General features: G+C 72.0%; 15 protein-coding genes and 1 tRNA gene. 9 read left to right on the forward strand and 7 right to left on the reverse strand.

The window, feature by feature from the left end:
* Positions 1–197: 197 nt before the first annotated feature.
* Positions 198–791 carry a tyrosine-type recombinase/integrase gene (locus ACWD3O_RS26850; protein ID WP_451417662.1) on the reverse strand — a complete coding sequence of 198 codons (594 nt, stop codon included), beginning with the start codon at positions 789–791 and terminating at the stop codon, positions 198–200.
* A 1,145-nt stretch (positions 792–1,936) separates the two neighbouring features.
* Between ACWD3O_RS26850 and ACWD3O_RS26855 the strand changes: the two genes are divergently transcribed.
* A tRNA-Arg gene (locus tag ACWD3O_RS26855) sits at positions 1,937–2,008 on the forward strand.
* Positions 2,009–2,575: 567 nt separating this feature from the next.
* Here ACWD3O_RS26855 and ACWD3O_RS26860 read toward each other — a convergent pair.
* Both ACWD3O_RS26860 and ACWD3O_RS26865 read right to left on the reverse strand, forming a co-directional pair.
* Positions 2,576–3,013 carry an ATP-binding protein gene (locus tag ACWD3O_RS26860; RefSeq protein ID WP_451417663.1) on the reverse strand — a complete coding sequence of 146 codons (438 nt, stop codon included), beginning with the start codon at positions 3,011–3,013 and terminating at the stop codon, positions 2,576–2,578.
* Positions 3,014–3,286: 273 nt separating this feature from the next.
* Positions 3,287–4,027, reverse strand: coding sequence for a GntR family transcriptional regulator (locus tag ACWD3O_RS26865; protein WP_451417664.1), 741 nt, complete (start codon positions 4,025–4,027; stop codon positions 3,287–3,289).
* A gap of 85 nt (positions 4,028–4,112) precedes the next feature.
* Here ACWD3O_RS26865 and ACWD3O_RS26870 point away from each other — a divergent pair, with 85 nt between their 5' ends.
* The 4 genes from ACWD3O_RS26870 to ACWD3O_RS26885 all read left to right on the forward strand — a co-directional run bounded on the left by ACWD3O_RS26870 (position 4,113) and on the right by ACWD3O_RS26885 (position 8,675).
* A complete protein-coding gene (locus ACWD3O_RS26870) occupies positions 4,113–5,207 on the forward strand; it encodes a DUF1152 domain-containing protein (protein WP_451417665.1) in 1,095 nt (364 codons plus the stop codon).
* 544 nt (positions 5,208–5,751) lie between these two features.
* Positions 5,752–6,477: a glycoside hydrolase family 11 protein gene (locus tag ACWD3O_RS26875; RefSeq protein ID WP_356130586.1), complete on the forward strand. Its 726-nt coding sequence runs from the start codon at positions 5,752–5,754 to the stop codon at positions 6,475–6,477.
* A 150-nt stretch (positions 6,478–6,627) separates the two neighbouring features.
* On the forward strand, positions 6,628–8,379 hold the full coding sequence (locus ACWD3O_RS26880) for a serine/threonine-protein kinase (RefSeq protein WP_451417666.1): 1,752 nt from the start codon (positions 6,628–6,630) through the stop codon (positions 8,377–8,379).
* 71 nt (positions 8,380–8,450) lie between these two features.
* Positions 8,451–8,675, forward strand: coding sequence for a cold shock domain-containing protein (locus ACWD3O_RS26885; RefSeq protein ID WP_451410404.1), 225 nt, complete (start codon positions 8,451–8,453; stop codon positions 8,673–8,675).
* A gap of 61 nt (positions 8,676–8,736) precedes the next feature.
* On the opposite strand, the gene ACWD3O_RS26890 is transcribed toward ACWD3O_RS26885, so the two are convergent.
* Both ACWD3O_RS26890 and ACWD3O_RS26895 read right to left on the reverse strand, forming a co-directional pair.
* Positions 8,737–8,961: a hypothetical protein gene (locus ACWD3O_RS26890; RefSeq protein ID WP_451417667.1), complete on the reverse strand. Its 225-nt coding sequence runs from the start codon at positions 8,959–8,961 to the stop codon at positions 8,737–8,739.
* 278 nt (positions 8,962–9,239) lie between these two features.
* The gene (locus tag ACWD3O_RS26895; protein WP_451417668.1) at positions 9,240–10,823 is read right to left on the reverse strand and encodes a protein kinase domain-containing protein; all 1,584 of its coding nucleotides are present in this window, start codon (positions 10,821–10,823) and stop codon (positions 9,240–9,242) included.
* A gap of 295 nt (positions 10,824–11,118) precedes the next feature.
* Between ACWD3O_RS26895 and ACWD3O_RS26900 the strand changes: the two genes are divergently transcribed.
* Entirely contained in the window at positions 11,119–12,159 is a 1,041-nt protein-coding gene (locus ACWD3O_RS26900; protein ID WP_451417669.1) for an aldo/keto reductase, read from the forward strand.
* A gap of 58 nt (positions 12,160–12,217) precedes the next feature.
* On the opposite strand, the gene ACWD3O_RS26905 is transcribed toward ACWD3O_RS26900, so the two are convergent.
* Both ACWD3O_RS26905 and ACWD3O_RS26910 read right to left on the reverse strand, forming a co-directional pair.
* Positions 12,218–12,739, reverse strand: coding sequence for a hypothetical protein (locus ACWD3O_RS26905; protein ID WP_451417670.1), 522 nt, complete (start codon positions 12,737–12,739; stop codon positions 12,218–12,220).
* Between the two features lie 220 nt (positions 12,740–12,959).
* Complete coding sequence (locus tag ACWD3O_RS26910; protein WP_451417671.1) at positions 12,960–13,916, reverse strand: Rieske 2Fe-2S domain-containing protein; 957 nt, start codon at positions 13,914–13,916, stop codon at positions 12,960–12,962.
* Between the two features lie 403 nt (positions 13,917–14,319).
* Here ACWD3O_RS26910 and ACWD3O_RS26915 point away from each other — a divergent pair, with 403 nt between their 5' ends.
* From ACWD3O_RS26915 to ACWD3O_RS26925, 3 genes are all read left to right on the forward strand, one after another.
* The gene (locus ACWD3O_RS26915) at positions 14,320–14,928 is read left to right on the forward strand and encodes a M23 family metallopeptidase (protein WP_451410399.1); all 609 of its coding nucleotides are present in this window, start codon (positions 14,320–14,322) and stop codon (positions 14,926–14,928) included.
* Between the two features lie 159 nt (positions 14,929–15,087).
* On the forward strand, positions 15,088–15,309 hold the full coding sequence (locus ACWD3O_RS26920) for a hypothetical protein (RefSeq protein ID WP_451410398.1): 222 nt from the start codon (positions 15,088–15,090) through the stop codon (positions 15,307–15,309).
* 42 nt (positions 15,310–15,351) lie between these two features.
* Positions 15,352–15,606, forward strand: a complete 255-nt coding sequence (locus ACWD3O_RS26925; RefSeq protein ID WP_451417672.1) for a hypothetical protein — start codon at positions 15,352–15,354, stop codon at positions 15,604–15,606.
* The last annotated feature ends 8 nt before the right edge of the window (positions 15,607–15,614 follow it).

Here is a 15,614-nt window from a genome sequence, read left to right on the forward strand (position 1 = left end):
CCGCTACGAGCGCAAGGCCGAGCACTTCCTGGCCTTCGTCGGTATCGCCGCGGCCCTCATCGGCTACCGCCGACTTACCAAGTGAAACGACGTCTTAGGGGAGGGGGAAACAGTGATAGAGCCATGACCGAATGTCAGCACACTGGAGGGCGTCAGTCACCGGTACGGCGGAACTTTCACGTTTCCGTCCAGGCGTCTCACGAGCTGTCGCCCTCCTCCTCCAGAGCCGCAGCAATTTTGGCGTTGGCCGCTTCCTCGTTGCCGTCGATGCAGCCGTGGTAACGGCGGTGGATCACTTCGGGCGAGTTGCCAACTCGTCTGACCACTTCGGCAATTGGCACCCCTGCGTTCGACCATCGGGTAATGCAGGCATGGCGGAGGTCATACGGACGGCCCGCCAGCGGCGAGGTGACCCGGCTGGGCGGGAGCACGTACTCCCGAGCTTCCTCCCACACCCGCCAGTAGGTGGACGATCCGACTACGCCACCGCGCTCGTTTCCGAACACCCGGCCTTCCCTGGCTGTCCCGAAGGTCTGCAAGTGGGTTCGAAGGATGGCGACCAAGACGGGCGGGATGGGCACTGGCCGGTCGCTGTTGGCCTCACGAGCCTGCAACCCTCGGCGATCGTGCCGCTCACCGGAATCGGTCCATTGCTTCCCCGAGACGGGACGCGTCTCCCTCAGGGTCAGCGCCCCCCAGCCGGACGCCGGAAGGTGGCAGTCGACGTGCGTGAGCCCCACCGCCTCAGCGGGGCGCAGGCCGGCGTAGTACAGGACCGCGTAGAAGGCCACCAGGCGCCGCCCTCGGCAACGATCCCACGATCCGACGTAGGAAACGGCCGTGAGCAACTGGCGGGCCTGTGTGGCGTTTACCAGGACGCGACGGTCGACTGTGTCGCTCGACCCGGCCTGCCGCCGCATGGTGCGCTGGAGGGGATTGTCCGGGAGCCCTCCTTCCTCACAGCCCTTGCACTACACGCCGGACGGTGGCCACGACTACAGTCCGTATCTAAGCACGGCTCGCGCCACGCACGGTAGCCGCTACATGCCGCCCATCCGCTACAGGAAACGCATCCCTGACCTGCGGTGTAGCGGATGTAGCGGATGTAGCGGCCTCTGGAGGGAGGAGAGGCCGGGTACGCCGCCCGTGACGCACAGCAATGACGACCGGCCCAGCGGTAGCCGCTACCGCTACCCGTTCCCGCTACCCCGATCAGGCCCCCTGACCTGCACGGTAGCGGCAGTAGCGGAAGTAGCGGCCCTCAGAGGGTGCCCCCGACTCCCGCGCCCGCAACCGCCCACAGTGGGGAGCTGCCCACCTCACCCCACACGGCACAAACGGAATGACCGCACCGGCTGTTCAGGGAGGCACGGACATGCCGTTCTCGATGCACCCAGAAGGGGTCTCCGGGGGGTCTGACCTGTATGCCTCCCCGCCTCCCTAGACCGTGATCTACGCAGGTCAGATACGGGGAGGCACGCAGGGAGAACTCCCTGCCTCCCCGGCACCTCCCTGCGCGCCTCCCCGTACAAGCGGAGCGTCTCCGACCTGTCGACGGCTGGACGCGCTCCCGCGACGCGGCCCACCCGCCGACAGGTTGGGAGCTCCCGCGCACTCGCACCTGTCGGGCGGAATAGGAGGTCGCAGTCAAGGGGGCGCTAACAGCTAACACCCTGGTCACCGCCAGTGCTGGACGCTAGCGGGGCCGCTAACGTTAGCGGGCCCTGCTGCTATCGGCTTCGGCAGCGCGCGGGCACGGCGACCGACCACAGCGTGCAGTGGCCACCGGCCAGCCGTCGAGTGGCCACACAGCCCCGCAGTCAACGTCGGTCCTGACAGCGAAGCGGGGGCGCAGTCGACCGCGCCGGCTCCTGCGCCCCATCTGCGATACAGCTACGCTCCGCGTCTCACTCGCGGTGGAAGAAACTGCTGCTCAGCGCCCGATCAGAGACCGAATACCGGACGGCCTCCGGAGCCGTGTGCGCAGGTTCGAAACCTGCCGGGGGCACCTTGCAGAAGGTGCCTAAGACCCCGCCATCAGCGCCAACGCTGAGGACGGGGTCTTTGCGTATGTGCAGATAGGTGCCGCCGGGAGCGGCTGTTACGGAGACCGGCTGTCTGACGAGCTGAGTCGAGCACCACCGAGTCCCCCCGGCCCGCTACCCAGAAACCCCGGTAGCGGGCGAGGATGCCTACCCGTACTCGTGGAGCACGTCTGCGATGCACCGATGCGCGATGCCCTGCTGTTCGGCGAGGCACTCCGCGCGGCAGGTCAGCGGGACTGCGGCGCTGTCGCCAGCGCGCTCGGCTACTTGGGTCCGGATGATGCCGACGTTGCGCCGTGTCGCCGGCGCCTCACGTCCCCGGGTCATTCTGTTCGATGACTGCTGGTCGCGATCGGGCCAGGCGCGGGCGTGCTGCCCACCCTCCCCTGCTGCAGCGCCCGAACGAGGCGCACGTACTTCGGCGGCTCCGCTTCATACGCACGAGCGCGGCCTAACAAGATCGGCCAAGTCAACAGGTAAGCAGCCTGGAGGCACTTCCCCGTGAGCAATGGGCGAGGGGCAGCTGTCCATCACGCCGGCCAGGCATCAGCGACCACGAAGGAGACGACCGTTCCGCCGAGGTGGCTGGGCCCGCAGTGCCAGGAGTCCGCGATGGAGTCGACCAGGAGCAGCCCTCGCCCGTGGGCCTCGTCCGCCTCTGGGTACCGCAGCCGCACGTTCGCCGGGAAGCCCGGGTTGTGCACGTCGACACGGAGCGAGTTTCCCTCGCGATACCACTCGACCCGCACCAGCCACGGATCATCCGCCTTCCCGTAGCAGATAGCGTTGGTCACCAGCTCCGAGATCATCAGCGTGCAGTCGTCGATGGAGCAGACCGGGCTGTACGGGGCGATGAACCTCCGAAACCAGCGCCGCGCACGAGAAACGGACTCAGGCTCCGGATGCAAGGTCATCGCTCCCAGCCGCGGCGCGTCCTCACAGGGGAAGCGGTCAATCGTGTAGGCCATACGTGCTCACTCCTCGCCGCTGCCGTCACGGTCGAGGCAGCACTGCTCCACGGCACGGTCACGGCCATTGGCTGCGGAGGGCGGCAGCCCCAGTCGGCAGCCGACGTGCTTCCATCCGCGTCTCCACCACCCGCAGCAAGCCGGCCGCGCAGCATGCATCGGCCGCCGAGTCGCCGCAACGTGCCCCTTTTCCAAGTGGCCTTAGCCACTTACTGGATGGTGGCATTAGCCACTTCGGGAAGCAAGCGGTTCGCTGGAACTGGCGAGTCGCCCTCAGGTGAGCGGGTAGCCCTGTTCGAACGCCCAGCGGTGCGGCGGGTAGGTGGCTTCGGCGAACTCCAGGGGCCGGTCCTGGAGATCAAAGACGACGTGATGCACGACGAGCACTGCGGCCCCCGGCTCCAGCCGCAGGTCGTCCGCCTCCTCGTCCGTGGCAGCCCGAGCACACATCCGGTCTTCCGCGTAACTGCCTTGGCGCCCCGTCATACGCTCGACGTACATGAGGGTCCCTTCCTGGATCCGCTCGGGGTCCAGGAGCTTCGGCGCCCGCTGCCCTACATCCGCGGCGAACCACGACGTGGACAAGTTGATCGGACCGTCCTGGTTGTTCGTCACCCGTCGGCGGTGCACGGCTCGGCGATCCTTCACCAGCCCCAGCGCCTCGGCGACGTAGTCCGGAGCCTCCAGCCAGCCGGTCGATGTGATCACCGCATACTCTCCGGGCGTGTAGATCTTCCCGGTCTGCCGTGCGCGTCCGTACAACTCGCGGGCCCGTCGGTTCACTTCGAGGCTGCGCACGTACGTCCCCGAGCCCTGACGCTTCTCCACCAGGCCCTGGTGGCTCAATGCCTCCAAGGACCGCGCAGCCGTGGGGCGGGACACCTTCCAGTCCGCGGCGAGCTGCCGTTCCGAGGGAACCTCGTCCCCCGGTCGCAGGTCACCCCGAAGAATCTGATCACGGATGTAGTGGGCGATCTGGAGATACTTCGGCTGGGCTTCTTCGATGTGCGGCATCTCCCCTCCCTTCCTCGTCCAAGTGGCTATGGCCTTTGGCCACTATAGGGTGAGTGGCCAACACGTGAATCCGTACTCTGAGCGCATGACGCGGTTGATCGTCGCAGCAGGAGGAGGGGGCGACGCAGTCGCCGCCGCCATGCTTCATGCCGCCCTCTACGGCGACGCGGGCCAGGCCGTGATCCTCACGTACGCATGGGATCGCCTCCTGGTCGACCCCCTCCCAGGACCGCGAGGAGCCGGCAGCTTCACGCGACTCGAACGCGTCACTCAATCCGTCTGGTCGGTGCCGGCCGAGGCGCAGCCGATGGCCCCGGCGGGCTCCACACTCCCCCGACTCGCGGCAGAGCTCCCGCACACACTGGCTCTGCTCGACCCGCACCACGGCGCCGAGGGCATCACCCGCCAGATCGAAGAGCTGGTGTCCCAACTGGCGCCGGCCTCGGTCGATCTGCTCGACGTCGGCGGTGACATCCTCGCCCAGGGTGGCGAACCCACCCTCAAGAGCCCACTCGCCGACGCCCTCACCCTCGCCGCCTGCTGCCAGGCCAACACCCCGATCCGCCTCCTGGTCGCAGGCCCCGGACTGGACGGTGAAATCTCCCCCGCCGACCTGCGCCCCCTGTTCGGCACTCCCGTCCACACCTTCACGGCCGAGGACGTGGAGGCGATCGGCAGCATCCTGGAATGGCACCCCTCAGAGGCCACTGCCATGCTCGCCGCAACAGCCAGAGGTGCCCGCGGGATCTGCGAGGTGCGCGACGCCGGCCTTCCCGTGCCCCTCACCGACGAAGGACCCACGGTCCACGAAGTCGATTTGGACGAGGCGGTCAGCCGCAACACTCTGGCCCGCGCCATCATGACAACCGCCACCCTGGACGAGGCCGAGGCACACAGCCGCGAGATCTGCGGCTTCTCGGAGATCGACTACGAACGCGACAAGGCAGCACGGCTCACCGAGCGGCCGCCGACGAAGCTGGACCCCGACGACGTACTGGCTCGACTCGACCAGTTCCAGAGGGAGGCGCGAGCCCGCGGAGTCACCCATACGACGTTCCGCCACATCACCGAGGCCCTGAACCTCAGCGGCTCCCACAGGGACGCCCTACGTCAACTGCTCATCAGCAGACGCCCGGAGCAGTACGCAGATCCCCTGTGGCGCGTCCCTTCCGACGACTGAGTTACAACCTTTTTCACGAGTTCGCGCCCGGCGGCGCTCCGCTACGCCGAAGCGCCCTCGATGGACTGGGTCATGGACAGCCCCTCCGGCATCCGCGCCCAGCGGCTCCCGGCCGAGGGCATCGAGGAACCGGTGCTCCTGAGTGGAGTGGTGGGCGTGCGACCCGGAGAGCAGCACGCAGGTTGGCGAAACTTTCGAGAAGTCCGAACACATTCTCGCCTCGCGTGGCACGGAATGCCACCTAGCGGAGATGCGGGGACGGTCGATTCTTTGCCTAAGCTGGGGTGATGCCGGTTCAGGGCATTGCGGCCGCGCTGGATACGTTTCCGAAAGAATGTCGAAAGCGTTGACAGGTCCATGCGGCTCTACGAAAACTGTGGCCCGCCGACGACCGAGGTCCGTCGTCCCGCTCGCCGCGTCGGGTGAGCGGGGACGCCTGTCGGTCGGTACCGCACGACGGCGGGTGCCCCCGCCACGTTCCACGCAAGGCCGCCGGGCGGCAACAGTCGTCCGGTCCCCCACCTGCCTTCATCCGGAGGACAGCATGCGCAAGGACGACGGCACGCAGCAGCAGGACCAGAGCCGGCAGAGCATCCTTCCCCCCGGCCTGAGCCGACGGGGCTTCCTCGGCGGTGGCGCCGCCGCACTCGCCACCGCCTCGGGGCTCCTGCTGCCCGGCACGGCCCACGCCGCCACCACCATCACCACCAACCAGACCGGCTACGACGGCATGTACTACACGTTCTGGACCGACGGCGGCGGCTCCGTCTCCATGACGCTCAACGGTGGCGGCAGCTACAGCACCCGGTGGACCAACTGCGGCAACTTCGTGGCCGGCAAGGGCTGGAACACGGGTGGCCGCAGGACGGTCCGCTACACCGGCTACTTCAACCCGTCGGGCAACGGCTACGGCTGCCTCTACGGCTGGACCTCGAACCCGCTGGTGGAGTACTACATCGTCGACAACTGGGGCAGCTACCGGCCCACCGGCACCCACAAGGGGACGGTCTACAGCGACGGCGGCACGTACGACATCTACCAGACGACCCGGTACAACGCCCCGTCCGTGGAGGGCACCAAGACGTTCCAGCAGTACTGGAGCGTCCGGCAGTCGAAGGTGACCAGCGGCTCCGGCACCATCACCACCGGGAACCACTTCGACGCCTGGGCCCGCGCGGGGATGAGCCTCGGCCAGTTCAAGTACTACATGGTCATGGCGACCGAGGGTTACCAGAGCAGCGGCAGCTCGACCATCACGGTCAGCGGCTGACGTCTGCCGGGTGATCGCACGCAGGGGCCGCGGGTCCCGTCCTGAGGGGGACGGGACCCGCGGTCCTTCGAGGGGTCCGACGACCGCCTCGCCGGCCCTCTTCTAAGCTGCTGCTCGGGGACGATCATCAGACTTGGGGGGGGTGGCCGTATGAGCCGGACGGCGGAGGTGTTCCAGCCGTTGAGGGCGGAGGACCCGGCAACGGTGGCCGGTTTCCGGCTGGCGGCGCGGCTCGGGGCGGGCGGCATGGGCGTGGTCTACCTGTCCCACACGCAGGGCGGGCGGCCGGTGGCGATCAAGGTCGTACGCCCCGAACTGGCGGACGACCCGGACTTCCGGCGCCGGTTCGGCCGGGAGATCAAGGCGGCCCGGCGCGTGCGGGGCGCGTACACCGCGGAACTGATCGACGGGGACGCCGACGGCACGCCGCCCTGGCTGGCCACCCTGTACGTGCCCGGGCCCTCGCTCACGGAGGCGGTCGCCCGGCGTGGGCCGCTGCCGGTGACGGCGGTGCTGTGGCTGATGGCGGGGGTGGCCGAGGCCCTCCAGGCCATCCACGGTGCGGGCATCGTGCACCGCGACCTGAAGCCGTCGAACGTGCTGCTGGCCGCCGACGGGCCCCGGGTGATCGACTTCGGCATCGCGATGGCCGCCGACGGCACCGCGTACACGGCCACGGGCGGCGCCATCGGGACGCCCACCTTCATGGCCCCGGAGCAGGCGGTCGGCGGGGAGGTCACGGCGGCGACGGACGTCTTCGCGCTGGGGCAGACGGCGGCGTTCGCGGCGCTGGGCAGACCGCTGTACGGCGAAGGGTCGGCCGTCAACCTGCTGTACCGCATCGTGCACTCGGAACCCGACCTGTCCCAGCTGCCCGAGCCGCTGCGCCCGTTGCTGGCGCGCTGCCTGGCCACGGATCCGGCGGAGCGGCCCACCCCGGCAGAGGTCGTGGAGTGGTGCCGGGAACGGCTGGACGCCGAGGACGCCGACGGTGCGGACGGCGCCGACGGCGTGGACGGCGGCGTCACGGCCGGGGCCGGGGCGCCCCTCGCCTGGCGGGAGATCGCCGGACCCGAGGTCGCCGTGCCGGCGCCCGCGTCCGAGCGGGTGCCGCTGGTCGCCACGCAGCGGCTGGACGGCTTTCCCCAGCCGACGGTGGCGTGGCCCGGACCCCCGCCGGGGTGGCAGCCGCCCCGTCGGCGCCGCTCCGCGCTGCTCACCGGTGTCGGTGTGACGGTGGGCGCGCTGCTGGTGGCCGCCCTGGCGTGGAAGGTCGTGGACGTGAGCGGCGGGTGGGGTCGCCTGGCCGTCGGGGAGGCCGCGGACTCGGGGGACGGGCGCGTCGAGGCGCGGGAGTCGGGGTCGCCGGAGGACGCGGCGGGTTCGGGCGGTTCGGCGGGATCGGCGGCCGACTCCGCGGCGGAGGGCGGCTCGAAGGCGGCCGACGGCAAGACCGTGGAGGGCGCCGGCGACGGCGCGGGCGACGGCTCGGGTTCCTTGCCGGGGACGCCGGAGAAGCCCGTAGCGACGCCGTACGCCCAGGTGTGGGTGGACGCCGAGAAGTCGGTCGACCTCGAAGACCCGAAGGAGCAACTGCCGGGTGACAAGGGCGAGATCCGGTTCGGCTGCAAGGAGGTCGGTTGTGAGCTGAAGAGCGACTCCGCGGTGTTCAGTTGGCTTCCGGGCGATCCTGGCCAGGGCAGCTTCGACACGTGCAGCATGATGCTGGAGCACGCGAAGGCCCGCACGCTCCCGCTGGCCGCGATGGCCAAGGGCTCCGAGATCTGCGTCAAGAACTCCGACGGAGACATCGCTTTGATGGTGATCCAGGTCAAGTCGACCGCGATGCCGGACCTCGCCTTCCTCACGGCGGACATGACCGTCTGGCGGAAGGCGGCCTGAGGCGGACTGAGGCGGCCGCCGCCGCTCCGGCTTCCGTTTCCGTCGCCCTAGGATCGGGCCATGGAGTACCGATGGTGACCGCGACGGTCCGCGAATGGCGTGACGAAGAGGGATGGGGCGTGCTCGACTCGCCGGAGACGCCGGGGGGTTGCTGGGGCCACTACTCGCACATCGAGCAGCCCGGCTTCCGGACACTGTCGCCGGGTCAGGTGGTGCTGCTCCGGTGGGAGGCCCCCGGTTTCCTGCAGGACGGGTACGAGTACCGGGCGCTGCGGATCGTTCCGCAGGCCGGGTGATGTGCGGGCCGGCCGGGCCGCTCTCGCGGACCCGACCGGTTCCCGTCGGCCGGGGCGGGCGTCAGACGCCCGCGGCGACCCCGGCCTCCGCCGCCGCGATCGCCGCCTCCGGGCGCTGGCCGGGGATGTGGTCGTCCACCACCAGCTTGCCCATCGCCGCGGCGATGTGTTCCTGCGGCACCTTCCGCCGGGCCTCGAAGAAGGCGTCGAAGTCGTCGCACCGGATCAGTTCCGGCTCGGCGAGGTGGGTCCGATGCGCACAACGCCTGCGGGGGCGCTCGGTCACCGGATCGGGGGTAACGGGCCGTCCGGGTCTCGCGGGTAGCCTGCTCGGCATGTCGGACCGTTCCGTTCCTCCCTGCCCCGAGTGCGGTGAGCCGCTCAAGGTCGGCGCCATGGCGCTCTGTCTGCGTAAGGAGGACGGTCGACGGGTGTGCCGTGCGGTATGGGGGTGCGCCCGTCGGCATGTCTGGTGGAAGTGGTCGGACCGTCCGGACGATCCGCTGGAGCCCTGCCCGTACCCGCAGTTGCTGTGACCGCCGGGTGGTGGGGCCTCGTGCTGGGTCAGCCGCGGCCCTTGCCGTTGCCGTTGTCCTTGCCGGCGCTGTTGCCCTTGCCGGCGCTGTCGCCGGGCTGGGCGGGCTTGTTCTCGGAGGTGTGTGGGCGGCGGGCTTCGGCGTCGCGCGTTTCACGGGCTGCCGGTGCCGCCGCTCGGGCGTCGGGGCCGCGTTCCACGGCCGGGGCGGCGCGGTGGGTTCGGGCGGTCCGGTCGGGGGTGTCGGGGGTGGCCTCGCCCGCGGTGGCGGAGGCGGGGCGGATACGGGGTGTCGGTGGGGCGGACACCGGGCTGCTTTCGGGGTCGGCGCCGGGTGAGGAGCGGCGCTCCGGGGCGGCGGCGGCCGAGGTGGGGTCCTCGGTGGTGCCACTGGTGCCCGGGGCGACGGCGACGGTGGTCCCCAGGGCCACGGTGAGGGCGGCGAGGACGGTGCCCACGGCCAGGCGGCGGTGGTGACGGGGGCCTCCGAGGCGGGAGCGCCGGGTGATCGCGTGCTCGGCGTCCGGGGCGGCCGCCCGCGGCGCATGCGCGAGCGGGGGCGATGCGGGCGGGGGCGATGCGAGCGCGGGCGCTGCGGACGGCGGCGATGCGAGTGCGGGCTCCGCGAGAGGGGGCGATGCGGGCGCGGGCGCCGCGAACGCGGGTGGCGCGAGCACCCCGGCCGCCGCGGCGGTCGGCGCGGGCGTCCCCGTCGGCGCGGGCGACGCGGTCGGTGCGGGCGACGCGGCAGGCGACGGGTGCGGGTCGGGTGCGGCCGTCAGGGCCGCGAGGGTCCGCGCGCACGCGTCGGCGTCGGGGCGGGCCGCGGGGTCCTGGGCGGTCATGGCCTGGAGGAGGGCCACGAGGTCGGCCGGGAGCCGGTCGGGGATGGCGGGCGGGCGGTGGAGGCGGGCGATGGCCGCCTCCAGCGGGGTGCCCGTGTACTCCGCCTTCCCCTTCAGGCACTCCAGCAGGACCAGGCCCAGCGCGTACACGTCCGCGGCGGGGCCGATGCGTCCGCCCTCGACCTGCTCGGGCGCCAGGTAGGCGGCGGTGCCGGTCAGCACGTCGGGGGCCGTGTGCTGGGTGGTGTCCACCAGGCGGGCGATGCCGAAGTCGGCGAGGTGCGGGGCGCCGTCCCGGTCGAGCAGCACGTTGGACGGCTTGACGTCACGGTGGACGATGCCGGACCGGTGCACGTGGGCCAGGGCCCGGGCGAGGGCCGCGCCGAGGGCGGTCACGCGTGCCCGGGGCAGGGCGCCGCCGGCCAGGAGGCCGCCCAGGGTGGGGCCGTCGACCAGCTCCATGACCAGGTAGGTGCGGTCGTCGCGGCGGCCGATGTCGTAGAGGGTGACCAGGCCGGGGCCGTGCAACTGGGCGAGGAGGACGGCCTCTTCGGCGAGCCGGTCCTCCGTCTGCGGCTGCGGGCCGGGGCGGAAGACCTTGACGGCGACGGGCCGTTGGAGGCGTGTGTCGACGCCTTCGTAGACGTCGGCCATGCCTCCCGCACCGATCTTCGCGCCCAGCCGGTACCGGTGGGAGAGGACGTGGTCGGCCCACGGATCCGCCGGAACCGGCGCGAGCGGCAGGTCTGCTGGGCGGCGGTCCTTCATCTGGATCTCCGTTGCTGTGGCCGCGTACCGGACTCGGCTCTGCGCCGTGGCGAGCGGGTACCCCGGGGTCCCGTCGAATATCCGGACGAAATCGACGCCACCTCAGGACCTTCACGAGACGGACGAACGGCTTCCGGGTCCGCGCCGCCGTCAGGACGCGCCCCGGCGTGGCCGCGGCGTGGCGGGCCCGGCGTGGCGGGCCCGGCGTTCTTGCGCGGAGGGCGTGCCGTCTCTCTAGCGTGGACGCCACGACGGGAACGGGGCGTGCGCGGCTCGCGGCGTCCCGATCGGACGAATGCCACGGAGGTATGGCACGGTGACTCTCGACAAGGTTCGCCTCGGCCCGGACGGCAGCGGCCCGGAGGTCGGTGTCCAGGGGCTGGGGTGCATGGGCATGAGCTTCGCGTACGGGCCGACGGACGTCGGCGAGGCGCGGGCGACGCTGGAGCGTGCGCTGGAACTGGGCGTGACGCTGTACGACACCGCGGACATGTACGGGATGGGGGAGAACGAGAGGTTCATCGCGCCGTTCGTCGCCGCGCACCGCGACGAGGTCACCGTGGCGACGAAGTTCGCGATCCAGCTCGACCCGGAGCGGCCCTCCTGGCGCGGGATCCGCAACGACCCGCCGTACATCCGGGAGGCGGTGGAGGGCAGCCTGCGCAGGCTCGGGGTCGAGGTGATCGACCTGTACTACATGCACCGGCGCGATCCCGCCGTGCCGATCGAGGAGTCGGTCGGGGCGATGGCGGAGCTCGTGCGGGAGGGCAAGGTCAGGCAGCTCGGCCTCAGTGAGGTCACCGGGCCGGAGCTGCGGGCGGCGCACGCGGTGCACCCGATCGCGGCGCTGCAGTCGGAGTGGTCGGTGTTCAGCCGGGACGTGGAGCGGTCCGCGGTGCCGGCGGCGGCCGAGCTCGGGGTGACGCTGGTGCCGTACTCGCCGCTGGGGCGCGGCTTCCTCACCGGCTCGTTCGCGTCGGCCGACGAACTGTCGGCCGACGACTTCCGGCGCACGCTCCCCCGCTTCACCTCGGAGAACGCGGCGCGGAACGCCGAACTGCTCGCCCCCGTGCGGGAGATCGCGGAGGCCCGCTCGCTCACCCTCGGGCAGGTGGCACTGGCCTGGGTGCACACGCAGGCGGAGGCGCACGGGGTGACCGCCGTGCCGATCCCGGGGACGCGCCGGCCCTCGCGGGTGGAGGAGAACACGGCGGCGGCCTCGGTGCGGCTGGACGCGGAGGAGCTGAAGCTGCTGGAGCCGGTGGCGGGGCGGGTCTCCGGGGACCGGTACCCGGGCATGAGCTCCACCTCGGCGGAACGGGAGGAGCGGGGGTAGTCACCGCGGCGGGACGAGGGGGACGGGCGCGAGGGCTGAGGCCGCTCCGGGCCCGGGGTCACCGCGGCGGGACCGGGCCCACGTCGGAGCGCCGGCCCGGGCGGGCGGCGGCGTGGCGTTGGCCGGGGCCGAGGCCGTCGCGGGCGGCGAGGGCGTCGGCGACGGCGCCGGTGGTGAAGGCGTAGACGGCCTTGTGGAGGAGGTCGACGGCGAGTTCCCGGCGGGGCCAGGTGGTGGGCGGGGCGCCCACGCCGGTCGCGTTCTCCAGGATCTGGTCCGTGGTGAGGCGCAGGACGGCGAACTGGGCGGAGGCGAGCGGTCCGCGCAGGCCTGCCTGGGACATGACCGAGCGCAGGACGCCCAGGAGGGCGGCCTGGCCGTGGTGCATGGCCCAGTTCGCCGCGAGCGACCGGGTGGGGGTGGGGTGTGCGGGCCGGCCGGTGAGGCGCTGGAGGACGCGGGCGGGGACGTACGAGTCGGGGCGGCCGGTGAGGGTCTGCTCGGCCTTCTCGCCGAGGGTCATCACGACAGCTCCGGCGGTGCCGGCGACCAGGCCCTGCCACAGTGCGCGCTGGATCATGGCGGGCGAGTACCCGTCGCCGGGGACCTCACCCACCACCGGGCACGGCGGCGGGGACGGCACCGGGGACAGCGGCGGTCCCGGCCGCCGCCCCCGCGCCGCACGGCCCCCGGGCGACCGGCCCCCGGGCGACCGGTCCGCGCCGCCCGTGCCCCGCGCCGCCCGTGCCCCGCCCCGGGCGGACGTCCCGGGCGGACGCCCCGCACGGGCGCCCCGCGCGTCAGTCCTCGGCCGCGGTCCCCGCCGGGACCTCGCCCGCGGTCGCTCCCGGCGCGTCGTCCCACTGCCGCAGGGCGATCTCGACATGGCCGTCGACGACGCGGGTGTCGAAGGCGGGCTGCGGTGCGGTGGCCGGGCCGCGGACGTTCCAGCCGTCGGAGAGACGGAAGACGCTGCCGTGCCAGGGGCACTCCACGCAGCCGTCGGCGACCGTGCCGCTGGCGAGGGGGCCCGCGAGGTGGCTGCACCGGTCGGAGAGGGCGTGGATCTGCCCGCCCGGCTCGCGGACGACGAGGACCGGCACGTCGTCGACCATCCGCCGCACCGCCCGGCCGACGGGGAGGTCCGCCACCGCGCCGACGCGGTGCCAGCCCGCGCCGATCAGGTGCGGGACCTCCTCCGCGTGGTTGGCGCCGGAGGCCTGGCGGTAGGCGAGGTGGCCGCCGAGCATGCCGCCGATCCCGACGGCGGTCAGGCCCAGGAAGCCGAGGACGCGGCCCGCGGTGCTCCGCCGCCCCGCGCCGTCCTTGGCCCGGCAGGCGTAGGAGGCGGCGTACAGGGCGACGGCCGCGTTGTTGGCCCAGGCGTGGACCAGGCCGACGCGCTGCTGCTGACGGTGCAGCTCGGCCCAGTCGACGGCGCCGGCGAGGGCGGCGGGGACGGCCGTGGCCAGGCCGACGCCGATCAGGAGGCGCGCGTCGCGGGAGCGGCCGGGGAAGAGGTCCAGGACGGCGGCGGACATCCAGCTGCCGATCGGCAGCTGCACCATCAGCGGGTGCACCGGGTGGCCCAGCCACCTGCCGTGCAGGGCGTCCCGGCCGCTGCCCAGCGGGAGTGCCTTGACGTTTCCGCGGATCTTCTCGATCAGCTGGTCCGCCCTGGGGTCGCGCTCCACGCGGTCCAGCAGCCACAGGATCCGGTTCTGCCGCAGCCTGCGGCGACGGGGGGTGGTCGTCATGGACCGGCGGGTCCCCTCCGGAACGTGCGGCAAACGGCGGCGGCGGGTGCGCCGGGCGGTCCGGCGGAGCCGCTCGCGGCCGCTCGGAAACGCCGTTTCCGGTGAGGTGGCCCATAGGGTCCAGGTCACGTACTAAGCGGCTTAGGGGACGGCTCGGCGGGCGGGAGCGGGCCGGGGCCGGGCGGGACACCCGCGATTTCCGGGGCTCGACCTGCGGGTTTCCGTTTTCTTCGCTTTTGACTGCTTATGCCCCTCTTCCCGAGTGTAGAGGCTGATTAACGAAGGAACGTAGTAGATCACACCTTTGTCAAGCCGCCGACCCCCCGGTTACCAATGAACCCGTCGCCGGGCACCGTCCTGGTTCACCGGCGGCAGTCCCGATCTCCGAGCCAAAGGGTTCCGCATGTTCCAGCGCGTCTCGCTCCGCTCCACCGGTACCTCCGCCCTCCGCACCCGCGCCGCGGTCGTCGCGGCCGGCCTGGGAGCCTCGGTCGTACTCGGCGCCGGAGTGGCGACGGCGGCCGGCGCCCCCGAGGCGGCCGCCCCGGCGGCCGGCACCCACGCGGTCGCCACGGCCAAGAAGGACGTGAAGCCGACCTGGGTCGACCCGGTCCAGCACTACAAGCTGTCCGCCAGCTTCGCCCAGAACGGTGGCATGTGGGCGTCGAAGCACTCCGGCCAGGACTTCGCCGTCCCGACCGGCACCAAGGTCTTCGCCACCCACGCCGGCACCGTCGTCAAGGCGGGTGGCTGGGGCGCCGGTGACGGCCCCGCCTACGGCAACGCCATCGTCATCAAGCACGGCAACGGCACCTACTCGCAGTACGCCCACCTGTCCAAGGTCCAGGTGAACGTGGGCGACACCGTGAAGACGGGCGAGCAGATCGCCCTCTCCGGCAACACCGGCAACTCCAGCGGTCCTCACCTGCACTTCGAGATCCGCACCACCGCCAACTACGGCTCGGCCATCGACCCGGCGAAGTTCCTCGCCTCCAAGGGCGTCAAGATCTGACGACCGCGGACCGGCGACGGGACGACCATGCACGGTCGGGCGGCGGGACGCCCCGCGGCATGTGAAACGAGGCCCTCCGGCACCACGCCGGGGGGCCTCGCGCATCTCACAGGGCGTAGGGGCTGCCGGGCGGGCCGGGACAGGCGCATACTGGCGGCAATGACTAAGTCAGCTGCACCCAAGCGCCATCTGCCGACCAGCCCCTTCAAGGCCCCGGCCGCGCCACCCCTGAAGCACTTCGCCGTCGGCGACCGCGTCACCCATGACCTGTACGGTCTCGGCCGGGTCGTCGGGATCGAGGACGGGATCGCCGCGCTCGTGGACTTCGGTCCCACGCAGGAGCGGATCCTGAGCCCCTACTCCAAGATGAGCAAGCTCTGAAGCCGTAGGCCCCTCGCCACCCTCGTCCTCCTCACCGCCGCAGTGCCCGGCCACGGCACCCGGGCCCGCGTCCGTGCGCGCCCGCCCACGAACGGGAGTCCCCTCATCGAATCGTCCTCGCTGTTCTCCGCCCCGGACGGGGCGGACCGGCGCCACACCGTCTCACCCTCGCCCCGCCCGGCGACCCAGCCGTTCCAGGCCCCGGACTTCGGGGAGGACGAGACGGCGTGGGACGAGGAGGCGCAGGTCTTCACGCCGGAGGCCTGGGCCACGCCCCAGCGGTCCGTGGAGCGCTAGGGCCGTCG

It is taken from the genome of Streptomyces sp. NPDC002640 (assembly GCF_053592575.1).

Excerpts from the sequence above, each read along its gene's own strand:
- ACWD3O_RS26905 (WP_451417670.1), bottom strand. The coding sequence starts at position 12,739 with ATGATCCAGCGCGCACTGTGGCAGGGCCTGGTCGCCGGCACCGCCGGA.
- ACWD3O_RS26895 (WP_451417668.1), bottom strand. The coding sequence starts at position 10,823 with ATGAAGGACCGCCGCCCAGCAGACCTGCCGCTCGCGCCGGTTCCGGCG.
- ACWD3O_RS26910 (WP_451417671.1), bottom strand. The coding sequence starts at position 13,916 with ATGACGACCACCCCCCGTCGCCGCAGGCTGCGGCAGAACCGGATCCTG.
- ACWD3O_RS26865 (WP_451417664.1), bottom strand. The coding sequence starts at position 4,027 with ATGCCGCACATCGAAGAAGCCCAGCCGAAGTATCTCCAGATCGCCCAC.
- ACWD3O_RS26860 (WP_451417663.1), bottom strand. The coding sequence starts at position 3,013 with ATGGCCTACACGATTGACCGCTTCCCCTGTGAGGACGCGCCGCGGCTG.
- ACWD3O_RS26900 (WP_451417669.1), top strand. The coding sequence starts at position 11,119 with ATGCCACGGAGGTATGGCACGGTGACTCTCGACAAGGTTCGCCTCGGC.
- ACWD3O_RS26875 (WP_356130586.1), top strand. The coding sequence starts at position 5,752 with ATGCGCAAGGACGACGGCACGCAGCAGCAGGACCAGAGCCGGCAGAGC.
- ACWD3O_RS26885 (WP_451410404.1), top strand. The coding sequence starts at position 8,451 with ATGGTGACCGCGACGGTCCGCGAATGGCGTGACGAAGAGGGATGGGGC.
- ACWD3O_RS26870 (WP_451417665.1), top strand. The coding sequence starts at position 4,113 with ATGACGCGGTTGATCGTCGCAGCAGGAGGAGGGGGCGACGCAGTCGCC.
- ACWD3O_RS26920 (WP_451410398.1), top strand. The coding sequence starts at position 15,088 with ATGACTAAGTCAGCTGCACCCAAGCGCCATCTGCCGACCAGCCCCTTC.
- ACWD3O_RS26915 (WP_451410399.1), top strand. The coding sequence starts at position 14,320 with ATGTTCCAGCGCGTCTCGCTCCGCTCCACCGGTACCTCCGCCCTCCGC.
- ACWD3O_RS26880 (WP_451417666.1), top strand. The coding sequence starts at position 6,628 with ATGAGCCGGACGGCGGAGGTGTTCCAGCCGTTGAGGGCGGAGGACCCG.